Source organism: Gilliamella sp. ESL0441, assembly GCF_019469185.1.
Lineage (GTDB): Bacteria > Pseudomonadota > Gammaproteobacteria > Enterobacterales > Orbaceae > Gilliamella.
In genome coordinates this window covers 312,993-326,487 of sequence record NZ_CP048264.1, presented here as the reverse complement: position 1 = coordinate 326,487, position 13,495 = coordinate 312,993, and the positions used below count along the sequence as shown (strand labels likewise).

Here is a 13,495-nt window from a genome sequence, read left to right as displayed (position 1 = left end):
TTAGTCATCATTATCGACAAAGTCATCATTTACATCAATTTGAGGTTTTCCACCTGATAATGTATGAAAACGCTTTGGTTTATTGATACGAGCAAGGTACTTAAGCCATACTTTTTCAAAATCAGTAGAAGGCTCTTTTTTTCCTTTACAAACTGCAACAAATGATTTTTCTTCTGTTGTAGTCGGTTTTTTTACTTCTGTATCAAGATCTTTGAAGGCACATCCGTATTTTTCTAAAATTTGAGCTTCTTTGATAGTAAAATCCCCATGGCGTGAGAATCCTCTTGGATAGTTTTTATTATCAAAAAATCGTTGTTGACTTACAAAACTTTCAGCCATTTTTTTTCCTCTGGTTGTAAAAGTAGTTGGGCGGAAATTATAATTAACTAAGTAAATCTGTAAATAATTTTTTCTTATTTATATAGATAAAAATAATCAAACGACTAAAATTAAGACAAATTTATGATTTTTTGTGGCAGGGGCGGAGAGTCTCGAACTCCCAACACCCGGTTTTGGAGACCGGTGCTCTACCAATTGAACTACGCCCCTAAATAAGGTGGCGGAACGGACGGGGCTCGAACCCGCGACCCCCTGCGTGACAGGCAGGTATTCTAACCAACTGAACTACCGCTCCACCGTATTTGGTATGTTAATATCACTACAACTTAAAATTAAAAGTCTGGCGGCACCCTACTCTCACATGGGTAATACCCACACTACCATCGGCACTACGGCGTTTCACTTCTGAGTTCGGCATGGGGTCAGGTGGGACCACCGCGCTATTACCGCCAGACATATCCTGTCTTCTCTTTCTCTATTGATGTACATTATCTCATCTTTACATCAATTCCTCAATCCGGAACAAACTGTTTCTACAATATTCAATCACCTTCCGATGATTTTCTCTTCTCTCTATTCGCATAATCCCAAAACAACTCCGAGTTGTAAGGTTAAGACTCTCGGTTCATTAGTATCAGTTAGCTCAATGTATCACTACACTTACACACCTGACCTATCTACGTCTTAGTCTCAAACGGACCTTACTGACTCTCATCAGGGAAAACTCATCTCGAGGCTAGTTTCGTACTTAGATGCTTTCAGCACTTATCTATTCCGCACGTAGCTACCGGGCAATGCAATTGGCATCACAACCCGAACACCAGCGGTGCGTTCACTTCGGTCCTCTCGTACTAGAAGCAAACCCTCTCAATTTTCCTACGCCCATGGCAGATAGGGACCGAACTGTCTCACGACGTTCTAAACCCAGCTCGCGTACCACTTTAAACGGCGAACAGCCGTACCCTTGGGACCTACTTCAGCCCCAGGATGTGATGAGCCGACATCGAGGTGCCAAACACCGCCGTCGATATGAACTCTTGGGCGGTATCAGCCTGTTATCCCCGGAGTACCTTTTATCCGTTGAGCGATGGCCCTTCCATTCAGAACCACCGGATCACTATGACCTACTTTCGTACCTGCTCGAGCCGTCACTCTCGCAGTCAAGCTAGCTTTTGCCATTGCACTAACCTCCTGATGTCCGACCAGGATTAGCTAACCTTCGTGCTCCTCCGTTACTCTTTGGGAGGAGACCGCCCCAGTCAAACTACCCACCAGACAGTGTCCCTTACCTCGATTCAGAAGTATAGGTTAGAACATCAAACATTAAAGGGTGGTATTTCAAGGATGACTCCACACACACTGGCGTGCATGCTTCAAAGTCTCCCACCTATCCTACACATTAAGGCTCAATGTTCACTGTCAAGCTATAGTAAAGGTTCACGGGGTCTTTCCGTCTTGCCACGGGTACACCGCATCTTCACGGCGATTTCAATTTCACTGAGTCTCGGGTGGAGACAGCCTGGCCATCATTACGCCATTCGTGCAGGTCGGAACTTACCCGACAAGGAATTTCGCTACCTTAGGACCGTTATAGTTACGGCCGCCGTTTACTGGGGCTTCGATCAAGAGCTTCTGCTTACGCATAACCCCATCAATTAACCTTCCAGCACCGGGCAGGCGTCACACCGTATACGTCCACTTTCGTGTTTGCACAGTGCTGTGTTTTTATTAAACAGTTGCAGCCAGCTGGTATCTTCGACTGACTTCTCCTCCATCCGCATGGGACTTCAATTACCATCAGCGTGCCTTCTCCCGAAGTTACGGCACCATTTTGCCTAGTTCCTTCACCCGAGTTCTCTCAAGCGCCTGAGTATTCTCTACCTGACCACCTGTGTCGGTTTCGGGTACGATTAACTATAACCTGAAGCTTAGAGGATTTTCCTGGAAGCAGGGCATCAATTACTTCACTACCTTAGTAGCTCGTCATCACGCCTCAGGGTCTCAGTGACCGGATTTGCCTAATCACACCCCTACACGATTAACCCACCATCCAATAGGTGGTAAACCTAGCCTTCTTCGTCCCCCCATCGCAGTTATAGCCAGTACGGGAATATTAACCCGTTTCCCATCAGATACGCCCTTCGGCCTCTCCTTAGGGGTCGACTCACCCTGCCCCGATTAACGTTGGACAGGAACCCTTGGTCTTCCGGCGAGCGGGCTTTTCACCCGCTTTATCGTTACTTATGTCAGCATTCGCACTTCTGATACCTCCAGCATGCCTCACAACACACCTTCTACGGCTTACAGAACGCTCCCCTACCCAATACACTTACGTGCACTGCCGCAGCTTCGGTGCATAGTTTTAGCCCCGTTACATCTTCCGCGCAGGCCGACTCGACTAGTGAGCTATTACGCTTTCTTTAAATGATGGCTGCTTCTAAGCCAACATCCTAGCTGTCTAAGCCTTCCCACTTCGTTTCCCACTTAACTATGACTTGGGGACCTTAGCTGGCGGTCTGGGTTGTTTCCCTCTTCACGACGAACGTTAGCACCCGCCGTGTGTCTCCCATGATTAAACTTGTCAGTATTCGGAGTTTGCATCGGGTTGGTAAGCCGGGATGGCCCCCTAGCCGAAACAGTGCTCTACCCCCAACAGTTACTCATGAGGCGCTACCTAAATAGCTTTCGGGGAGAACCAGCTATCTCCCGGTTTGATTGGCCTTTCACCCCCAGCCACAGGTCATCCGCTAATTTTTCAACATTAGTCGGTTCGGTCCTCCAGTTAGTGTTAACCAACCTTCAACCTGCCCATGGCTAGATCACCGGGTTTCGGGTCTATACCCTGCAACTTAACGCACAGTTAATACTCGGTTTCCCTTCGGCTCCCCTATTCGGTTAACCTTGCTACAGAATATAAGTCGCTGACCCATTATACAAAAGGTACGCAGTCACACATGCCCAACGGTACATGCTCCCACTGATTGTACGTACACGGTTTCAGGGTCTATTTCACTCCCCTCCCGGGGTTCTTTTCGCCTTTCCCTCACGGTACTGGTTCACTATCGGTCAATCAGGAGTATTTAGCCTTGGAGGATGGTCCCCCCATATTCAGACAGGATATCACGTGTCCCGCCCTACTCTTCAAGCTTCCACATAATCCATCTTCGTGTACGGGACTTTCACCCTCTGTCGTGCGACTTTCCAGACGCTTCCACTGATACATTATGCTACCCGCTTTGGGCTCCTCCCCTTTCGCTCGCCGCTACTAGGGGAATCTCGGTTGATTTCTTTTCCTCGGGGTACTTAGATGTTTCAGTTCTCCCGGTTCGCCTCATCTGACTATGTATTCATCAGATGATAGTGCAGTCACCTGCACTGGGTTTCCCCATTCGGACATCGACGGCTATAACGCCTTTTATCGGCTCACCGTCGCTTTTCGCAGATTAACACGTCCTTCTTCGCCTCTGATTGCCTAGGCATCCACCGTGTACGCTTAATTTCTTAACCTTACAACTCACAGTTGTCTTGGTTTCTATTACGCTTTTTTCTCTTTTCCACTTCAAACATCCATACTTTCGTATCAATGCCTTCCGTAAAAACGAGAACTCGTTTCTTTCAGCTTGTTCCTAATTGTTAAAGAGCTTTATCTTTCTATTTACTCATGTAAGTAAATACAAACATAATTTAATTCAAGAAATAATCTCATCTGATGGCGTCCCCTAGGGGATTCGAACCCCTGTTACCGCCGTGAAAGGGCGATGTCCTAGGCCTCTAGACGAAGGGGACTTAATTATTTCTTCATAATAAACAAACAATCTGTGTGAACACTTACGAGCGCTTCGTAAGGAGGTGATCCAACCGCAGGTTCCCCTACGGTTACCTTGTTACGACTTCACCCCAGTCATGAATCACACCGTGGTAAACGCCCTCCCGAAGGTTAAGCTATCTACTTCTGGTGCAACCCACTCCCATGGTGTGACGGGCGGTGTGTACAAGGCCCGGGAACGTATTCACCGTGACATTCTGATTCACGATTACTAGCGATTCCGACTTCATGGAGTCGAGTTGCAGACTCCAATCCGGACTTAGACGTACTTTCTGAGGTCCGCTTGCTCTCGCGAGGTCGCCTCCCTTTGTATACGCCATTGTAGCACGTGTGTAGCCCTGGTCGTAAGGGCCATGATGACTTGACGTCGTCCCCACCTTCCTCCGCTTTATCAACGGCAGTCTCCTTTGAGTTCCCGACCTAATCGATGGCAACAAAGGATAAGGGTTGCGCTCGTTGCGGGACTTAACCCAACATTTCACAACACGAGCTGACGACAGCCATGCAGCACCTGTCTCACAGTTCCCGAAGGCACTCCAGCATCTCTGCCAGATTCTGTGGATGTCAAGACCAGGTAAGGTTCTTCGCGTTGCATCGAATTAAACCACATGCTCCACCGCTTGTGCGGGCCCCCGTCAATTCATTTGAGTTTTAACCTTGCGGCCGTACTCCCCAGGCGGTCGATTTATCGCGTTAGCTTCGGAGCCCATCACTCAGGGCAACAAACTCCAAATCGACATCGTTTACAGCGTGGACTACCAGGGTATCTAATCCTGTTTGCTCCCCACGCTTTCGCATCTCAGCGTCAGTATCTGTCCAGAAGGCCGCCTTCGCCACCGGTATTCCTCCACATCTCTACGCATTTCACCGCTACACGTGGAATTCTACCTTCCTCTACAATACTCCAGATAACCAGTTTTAAGTGCAATTCCCAGGTTGAGCCCGGGGCTTTCACACCTAACTTAATTATCCGCCTACATGCCCTTTACGCCCAGTCATTCCGATTAACGCTCGCACCCTCCGTATTACCGCGGCTGCTGGCACGGAGTTAGCCGGTGCTTCTTCTGTAGCTAACGTCAACTGCATGCACTTTTCATACACACAACTTCCTCACTACCGAAAGTACTTTACAACCCGAAGGCCTTCTTCATACACGCGGCATGGCTGCATCAGGGTTTCCCCCATTGTGCAATATTCCCCACTGCTGCCTCCCGTAGGAGTCTGGACCGTGTCTCAGTTCCAGTGTGGCTGGTCATCCTCTCAGACCAGCTAGAGATCGTCGCCTTGGTGAGCCTTTACCCCACCAACTAGCTAATCCCATATGGGTTCATCAAATGGCGCACGTCCTTTCGGAACCGTACTTTGGTCTCTCAACTTTATGCGGTATTAGCAGTCGTTTCCAACTGTTGTCCCCCTCCATTTGGCAGATCCCCATACTTTACTCACCCGTCCGCCACTCGTCATCAAGTGCAAGCACTCATGTTACCGTTCGACTTGCATGTGTTAAGCCTGCCGCCAGCGTTCAATCTGAGCCATGATCAAACTCTTCAATTTAAAGTTTGATGCTCAATAACTGTTTCTGACATATTCAAATGAATCTTCAGTGTCACTTATCAAGACTTAATTTTTTGAGTCCGTAGACTTTATTCTTTCGTCTCGCAAGTGCCCACACAGATTGTCTGTTTCTTCTTTTTAAAGAGCTGACAGTATTTTTTGCTTTCGCTTTTACTGTCTCAAGGGCTGCGTATACTACGCTACACCTTTTTATTCGTCAAGATCTTTTTTCAAAATTTTTGATCCTGCTCACTAACCTCTTTTACCGCCTGCTTTCGCTGACGCCGTGTCAGTGGATGCGCATTATAGAGCCTTAAAAAAATCATGCAAGTAATTATTGCAATTTTTTTTTCGTTTGAATCATATTTGCACAACACGTATGATTATTTAATTTGATATAAATTAAATTAAATAGCTAACATGTTTATTAAATATATTGTTATGTTGATCTATATTTAAAATAGCTTAAATAAACTGAAATAAACTATAGCATTCGTTGACATGATGTATTAAACAATATTCCTGATTATATTTTATAGTCAGAAACTTTTTAGTTTCCCAATCAAATGCTAGTTTATATTATCGTATACTGCCTATAAGAAATACCGATTTATCTTTAAAGACAAACTTTATTAAACTCGCAATTATTACGCTTATCAATAAGGTTGATATTAATAATCCAATAGCACCAATTGATGCTAACGAACCATTTGGTGTTAGTGCCAAGTTACCAATTGGTGAAATAAAGAGTAATTTTTCAAGTTGAAAAATAATAATTTCATGAATGAAATATATTGGAAAACTTATATTTGCCATAAAGGAAAAAAATTTATATATCTTTCCATCGTTTGTTTTATGATTTAGTCCATCCAGAAAATAAAGTGCTAAGATGAAAAGAATAATTTTCTGTAACGTGTCGAGATAAAGTTTTTCAACGCCAAGATTTACGACATATCGCCCAATGAATGGTATAAAAAAGCATAAACAGAAAAATGCGATGACTAATATAAGATTATTTTTTACTGCTTTCATGATGACTTCATAATTTTGTCGTATCATCATTCCAATTAAATAAACTGGTCCATAGTGCAATAGATTGAGCAAAGGTTTAGTAAACTCTGGTTTAGTGAACATTACCACCCAAAACATTGAAATAAGACCAGCTACAATTAGGTTTTTTTTAGACCAGGAATAAAAAATAGGGCTCATTGCATATATGATGATTATCATTGGAATAAACCATAATGGTAAAAGTGATGAACCAGTTAATAACATAGTCGTCACTCTACTTATAATGCTTGGCTCTGTAGTGGAAAATATAGATAATTTAGATAAATCTTGAAAATGAAAAAACAGAAAGCAAAATATTGATACTGAAATATAGGGGCATAAAACTGTTTTAAATTTCGAAAGATAATATTTTTTAGTATCAAACTTATATGTTAAATGTTGAAATAAAAATCCTGCAATCAATACAAAAAAAGTCGTGAAATTAAACGCAAGCAAATTTAAAAAAGAAAACAAATAGCTATTCGCAATTAAACCATCATTTTTAAAAACACCTAAACAGTGGCTAAATACGATCATGATTATTGCTACACCACGTAATACATGTATAGAATAGATTTTTTTCGTTTTTACAGATGTCATTTTAAACTTCAAAATAAAAAATTCATAATTCTCTATACTGTATCATATAATCAGATCACAATAATAAGTATTTATAACACTCCTACATTTTAAATTATATTAATTAAACTTTTTTTATAATTAATTAACACTCTTATTTTTTGAGTTTTTTAGCTGCAAATGAACATATAGGAATAATCTCCCTGTGTTCATCTGTCAACTTTTTTACCGTGAGATCGAGTAACTTGTCAGCCAAACCTTTACCTCTGTATTTTAAATCAACAAAAGTATGGTTAATCGTCGCTTTATCTTGTCCTACACGAGAAAATGTCATTTCTGCAATTTCTTTATTATTATCCATAATACAAAATCTTTCGGGTTCTTCTTTATATATTAGCGACATGATCTTCTCCTATTTAGAAAAACGATAAGTTGCTTGGTTATTCGGTATTTTAACAAAGATCTATTGCATGGCTTTAGACTAAAAAGATTTCAGATGTATAAATAAGTTATATCCAGAATAAATATTATTTTTATATCTTCAATTAAACACAATTTGGAGCATGCTTTTTGATGAAAAAAATAATTTAGAAAATGAGATGGTACAAAAGTTTAATATAAATTTTATATCAATTAGGTGAATTTTTGTTAAATAAAGTAGATTACCTTATAATCAATTATTCACCTTCAGTTGATTTATCGCTTTTTGAACCTGTTAATGATTATTGCAAACGCTAAAATAGACGTTTAGCAACATTATATAATTCCATATCAAAAGGACGTTTCATTGTATTAATTGCTTCTATGATGTCGTGATGAACTAATTTACCATTTTGTACACCTACACAGCGTCCAGCATGACCTTGTAGCAACAATTCGACAGCGAAAGCACCCATACGAGAACCTAAAATACGATCGTAAGGAACGGGTGAACCACCTCGTTGAACATGACCAAGCACAGTAGCTCGGGTTTCATGATGTACAGCAGCTTCAATATCAGCTGCAAGCTGATTAACATCACACATATGCTCAGTAACGGTTACAATAGCATGTTTTTTACCCTTAGCAAAACCGAGTTTAATTTCTTCAATTAAGTCTTCTTTAGTATAAGAAACTTCAGGGATAATCATGAATTCACAACCGCCAGCTACAGCTGCATTTAAAGTTAAATCACCACAATCACGTCCCATAATCTCAATCACAGAAATACGATGATGAGAAGAACAAGTATCACGCAATCTATCGATAGCTTCGACGGCGGTGCTGAGTGCAGTAAAATAGCCAATAGTATAATCCGTGCCACGAATGTCATTATCAATTGTGCCGGGTAAACCAATACAAGGGAATCCTTCTTCGGTTAATCGCATTGCTCCCATATAAGAACCGTCGCCGCCAATGACAACTAATGCATCGATTTGGTGTTTTTGAAGATTCGCTATTGCTTTTTTTCTCACCTCTTTATCTTTAAATTCAGGAAATCTCGCTGAACCTAAAAATGTACCGCCTCGTGTAATAATATCTGACACACTAGCACGATCTAACTGAGTAATTCGATCTTCACAAAGCCCTAAATAACCATCGTGAATACCAAAAACATCCAATCCTTCCGTTAATGCCGTTCTAACCACACCACGAATCGCAGCATTCATCCCTGGTGCATCACCACCACTGGTTAAGATACCAATTTTTTTTATCATACAACATAACTCCAAATAATAATTAACTTTTAACTATTATAGAGTTTTAACAGATATCTAACAATAGAATATAAAAGCTATTTTTGGTTATAATTTATCACTCATTTTTTCAGCAGGAACAACCGATATAGGATCTTGATGAATAATGACTGTGGCAGGCGCAAATTCATTAGAAAGATGTTTTTCAACCGCATCGGTTATAGCATGCGCTTTTACTAATGGCATGTTATCATCAAGTTCAATGTGTAATTGAATAAATTTTACAGGCCCTGCTTGTCTGGTTTTTAAATCATGAAAACCATGTACTTGTGGAAATGATGCCACAATTTCTGCTATTTTTTGGTTGTCACTATCAGGCAATGCGCGATCAAGCAAATCTTGTATAGCGTTGTAGGCAATATGGTAAGCATTATAGCAAATGAATAAAGCGATAAAAAAAGCAAATACAGCATCTGCATAAGTAATGCCATACCAACTTAAACAGAGTGCGATTACTACTGCGACATTCATAAACATATCCGAAGAGTAATGTAGCATGTCCGCTTTCACTGCTTTGCTTTGCGTAATTTTTATCACATATCGTTGATATAACACTAAGGCACAAGTAATGACTGTCGAAATGACAGACACGATGATACCAAATAATGGAACCTCAAGTGCTGTAGGATGAACAATTGATTTAATGCTGGAAAGAAGCAAAATTGTCGCAGATCCAATAATAAACGTACTTTGTGCTAAAGCAGCAAGTGATTCTGCTTTACCATGACCAAAAGTATGATCATCATCAGCAGGTTTTAATGCATATCTCACGAGAAAGAAATTTAGACCGGATGCGATTAAATCTATACTTGAATCAAGCAGTGAAGCAAATAAACTGATTGACCCCGTGAACCAACAAGTAATTAATTTGATAGTAATTAAGAAAATAGAAATTAAGACGGCGCTTAATGTCGCTTTTTTAACTAATGTTTCGTACAAATGTGAATTTGACATTTGATACCTATTTATTGATAGGATTCAATTCCTGATGGTAGTACTAACTGTTCAGCAACTTCAGCTGCTTTAGTTTTACCTAATAAAGCATCAATAATTTTTAAAGCAAAATCAATTGAAGTCGCAGGACCTTGGCTAGTAATGATTTTATACTGTTCGTCAAAGTATACTCTTTCAGCTTTCCAATGTTTAAATGCATCTTTAGTTGTTGGATAACCGGTCATAAAAGCATGAGGGAATAAATGATGATATTGTAAAACCATTGCAGGAGATGCACAAATGGCCGCAACAATATTACCTGATTGATGTGTTTGTTTTAATTTTTCGATTAACTCAGGACAATCACGAAAATTTTCCGCACCTTTTAAACCACCCGGCAAGATAACCACATCAAAATCAGTGTGTTTAATTTCGGAAAATACTTTTTGTGCAAGGATAGTTACCCCACGAGAACACGCAACTTCACGTGAATGAGAAATACTTGCAGTGATAACCTTTATACCTGCACGGGTCAATAAGTCAATAGTGGTAACGGCCTCAGTTTCTTCACAACCTTCAGATAAGAATACTAATGCTTGTTTAGTCATTATTGTTCTCCTTTTAACATGTCAACCGTTATCACAAAGACTAGATAGGATTAATTGACTTTAATCCTTTCAATTTTAGCGCCTAATTTTCTCAATTTATCTTCTATATTATCATAACCACGGTCGATATGGTAAATACGATCAACAATAGTTGAACCTTCAGCGATACAGCCGGCAAGAACCAAACTTGCTGAAGCGCGTAAATCAGTTGCCATGACTTGCGTTCCACTTAGTTTTTCAACACCATGTGTAATTAATGTATTACCTTCAATTTCAGCTCTGGCACCCATACGCACAAGCTCAGGTACATGCATAAATCGATTTTCGAAAATCGTTTCTTTAATAATTCCCGTTCCTTGTGCAACCATATTTAATAGAGAAAATTGAGCTTGCATATCTGTTGGAAAGCCAGGATGTGGTGCGGTATGTATATTGACTGCCTTAGCACGTTTACCTTCCATATCCAAACATATCCAATCTTCGCCGGTTTCAATTTTTGCACCAGCTTCTTTCAATTTAGCAATGACGGCATCAAGTAGCGTTGGATCGGTTTTACGACATGTAATTTTACCTTTGGATATTGCCGCTGCAACAAGGAAAGTGCCAGTTTCAATACGATCTGAAACAATCTCATGCACGCCACCACCTAAACGCTCAACACCTTCAATCTCGATACGAACAGTTCCTGCACCCGTAATTTTTGCCCCTAACATATTTAAAAATTTAGCTGTATCAACTATTTCTGGTTCACAAGCGGCATTTTCAATAATCGTTTTGCCCTCTGCTAAGGTGGCAGCAGACATAATAGTAACTGTAGCGCCAACACTTACCTTGTCCATTACGATATGAGCACCTTTTAATCGTCCTTCAACCGAAGCCTTAACATAGCCCTCATCTAAGGTAATTGTTGCGCCTAATTGTTGTAGGCCAGTGATATGTAAATCAACAGGTCTGGCACCAATAGCACAGCCTCCCGGTAACGAAACTTGCCCTTGTCCAAAACGCGCAACCAACGGCCCTAAAGCCCAAATTGATGCACGCATTGTTTTAACAAGTTCATAAGGAGCACAATAGTTATCAAGATGACTCGCATCAAGATGAATCGAACCATTACGTTGACATTTCACACCTAACTGACTTAATAAGTCTAAAGTCGTATCAATATCTTTCAATTTAGGCACATTTTGAAGTTCAACTGGTTTTTCAGCTAAAATCGCTGCAAATAAAATTGGAAGCGCTGCATTTTTAGCGCCAGAAATAACGACTTCGCCATTAAGTGAGGTTGGACCTGTAACGTGAAACTTTTCCATTGTTAACTCTTATGTTTGATAAATTGGCAAATATTATAAAAGTTATTTGCTAATAGATAAATGAATTTTATAAGATATCTAAAAAAACCAACTTTATCATTATTTTTAAAAGGGATTTATTAAAGACTTTCCCATATTGTTTATGAATTGATAAAATCCCGCTAAACAATGATTGACTCAAATAAACAAGCACCTTATAGTTAAGCCGTGTTATTTAGAGTAATCGCCATTAAATTTGTCATATTTAGTGTGATATTATTACTTAACAAAAACATTTTTATTTAAGAGAAAAGACATGTTTGATTCACTCGCAAAAGCTGGTAAGTATCTTGGGCAAGCTGCTAAGTTAATGGTTGGTATTCCCGATTATGACACTTATGTTCAACATATGAAGTTGACCCATCCAGAACAAACACCAATGACTTATGAAGAGTTTTTTAAAGAACGCCAAGAAGCACGTTATTCAGGCAAAGGTGGGTTTAAATGTTGTTAACAATTAAGAATATGTCATGACTGAGCAAATTAATTCTTCTTTACTTCCTGTCACGATATTAACTGGTTTTCTTGGTACAGGAAAAACAACGTTAATTAATTATTTATTAGAAAATAACCGCAACGAAAAAACAATTATTATCGAAAATGAATACGGACCGGTAAATATTGACAGTAATTTACTTAATGTCAGCACGGATATTCAAATTGTCGAAATTACTAATGGTTGTATTTGTTGTACTATTCAAGGCGAACTAACTGAAGCACTACATCAACTGCATGCTAAACGCATCGCAGGTGAATTACAATTCGATCGTCTTATTATTGAAACGACAGGCCTTGCCGATCCTGCGCCAATCATACAAACATTTTTTATTGATGAATTGATTCGAGAAACGATTCAATTAGATGCAATAATCACTTTAGTCGATGCTAAACACATACTAACACATCTTGATGAACATCGAGTCGCCCTTTCACAGATCGGTTTTGCAGATCGCATTATTTTAACGAAAACGGATTGTGTTGATGATGAACAAAAAAATCATGTTATAAACCGACTTCACCATATTAATCATAAAGCAATGATAATTGAAGCGGTTAATGGTCAAATTCCAAAATCAGCATGGCTAGATATTCACGCATTTGATTTGAGTGATGAACTCATCATTAATCGAGGCTTGTTTGTCATTGACACAAGCTCAAAACACCAATCAGGCTTTAAACTCATTCCATTAAAAAAATCTCATTCACTTAAAAATGATGAAATCTGTTCCTATCTTTTCGAAGCAAAAGAACTTGAATTAAAAAAGATAGGGGCATTTATGGAACAACTTGTTGAGCAATATGGTAATGACATGTTGCGTTATAAAGGTGTACTGGCTATCAAAGGGAATGCACAACGTTTAATAGTGCAAGGTGTTCATAAAGTGGTAGGATTTGATTATGGTTCGCCTTGGCAAAATGAACAAGAAAAAATGTCTAAATTAATTGTTATTAGTCGTCCTCTACCTTTTGACGAGTTAAATAAGGCATTTTTAGAAACCATGAAAACATAATTGTTAACTT

Annotated in this window: 9 protein-coding genes, 3 tRNA genes and 3 rRNA genes; 2 read left to right on the top strand and 13 right to left on the bottom strand. The window is 39.9% G+C overall.

Annotated elements, in window-relative coordinates; genetic code table 11:
* The 13 genes from GYM75_RS01560 to murA all read right to left on the bottom strand — a co-directional run bounded on the left by GYM75_RS01560 (position 1) and on the right by murA (position 11,935).
* Positions 1-339 (bottom strand): DUF413 domain-containing protein, encoded by a 339-nt coding sequence (locus GYM75_RS01560; RefSeq protein ID WP_220216430.1) that lies wholly within the window; start codon positions 337-339, stop codon positions 1-3.
* A gap of 134 nt (positions 340-473) precedes the next feature.
* Positions 474-549, bottom strand: a tRNA-Trp gene (locus tag GYM75_RS01555).
* An 8-nt stretch (positions 550-557) separates the two neighbouring features.
* Positions 558-634 (bottom strand) — tRNA-Asp (locus GYM75_RS01550).
* Positions 635-677: 43 nt separating this feature from the next.
* A 5S ribosomal RNA gene (gene rrf, locus GYM75_RS01545) occupies positions 678-793 on the bottom strand.
* Positions 794-946: 153 nt separating this feature from the next.
* Positions 947-3,846, bottom strand: a 23S ribosomal RNA gene (locus GYM75_RS01540).
* Between the two features lie 203 nt (positions 3,847-4,049).
* Positions 4,050-4,125: transfer RNA gene (locus tag GYM75_RS01535), tRNA-Glu, on the bottom strand.
* A gap of 56 nt (positions 4,126-4,181) precedes the next feature.
* Positions 4,182-5,719 (bottom strand): 16S ribosomal RNA (locus tag GYM75_RS01530).
* Together the 16S, 23S and 5S rRNA genes with 3 tRNA genes alongside form the textbook arrangement of a ribosomal RNA operon.
* Positions 5,720-6,298: 579 nt before the next feature.
* Positions 6,299-7,369 (bottom strand): acyltransferase, encoded by a 1,071-nt coding sequence (locus tag GYM75_RS01525; RefSeq protein ID WP_220216429.1) that lies wholly within the window; start codon positions 7,367-7,369, stop codon positions 6,299-6,301.
* Between the two features lie 133 nt (positions 7,370-7,502).
* Positions 7,503-7,751: a GNAT family N-acetyltransferase gene (locus GYM75_RS01520; RefSeq protein WP_220216428.1), complete on the bottom strand. Its 249-nt coding sequence runs from the start codon at positions 7,749-7,751 to the stop codon at positions 7,503-7,505.
* Positions 7,752-8,082: 331 nt separating this feature from the next.
* On the bottom strand, positions 8,083-9,045 hold the full coding sequence (pfkA, locus tag GYM75_RS01515; protein ID WP_220216427.1) for a 6-phosphofructokinase: 963 nt from the start codon (positions 9,043-9,045) through the stop codon (positions 8,083-8,085).
* A gap of 87 nt (positions 9,046-9,132) precedes the next feature.
* Entirely contained in the window at positions 9,133-10,038 is a 906-nt protein-coding gene (locus GYM75_RS01510) for a cation diffusion facilitator family transporter (protein WP_220216426.1), read from the bottom strand.
* 11 nt (positions 10,039-10,049) lie between these two features.
* Complete coding sequence (locus tag GYM75_RS01505; RefSeq protein WP_220216425.1) at positions 10,050-10,625, bottom strand: DJ-1 family glyoxalase III; 576 nt, start codon at positions 10,623-10,625, stop codon at positions 10,050-10,052.
* 50 nt (positions 10,626-10,675) lie between these two features.
* Positions 10,676-11,935, bottom strand: a complete 1,260-nt coding sequence (murA, locus tag GYM75_RS01500) for a UDP-N-acetylglucosamine 1-carboxyvinyltransferase (RefSeq protein ID WP_220216424.1) — start codon at positions 11,933-11,935, stop codon at positions 10,676-10,678.
* Between the two features lie 295 nt (positions 11,936-12,230).
* Here murA and GYM75_RS01495 point away from each other — a divergent pair, with 295 nt between their 5' ends.
* Both GYM75_RS01495 and GYM75_RS01490 read left to right on the top strand, forming a co-directional pair.
* Positions 12,231-12,428, top strand: a complete 198-nt coding sequence (locus GYM75_RS01495; protein WP_065558673.1) for a YbdD/YjiX family protein — start codon at positions 12,231-12,233, stop codon at positions 12,426-12,428.
* Positions 12,429-12,444: 16 nt separating this feature from the next.
* Positions 12,445-13,485, top strand: a complete 1,041-nt coding sequence (locus GYM75_RS01490; RefSeq protein ID WP_220216423.1) for a GTP-binding protein — start codon at positions 12,445-12,447, stop codon at positions 13,483-13,485.
* Positions 13,486-13,495: the final 10 nt, after the last annotated feature.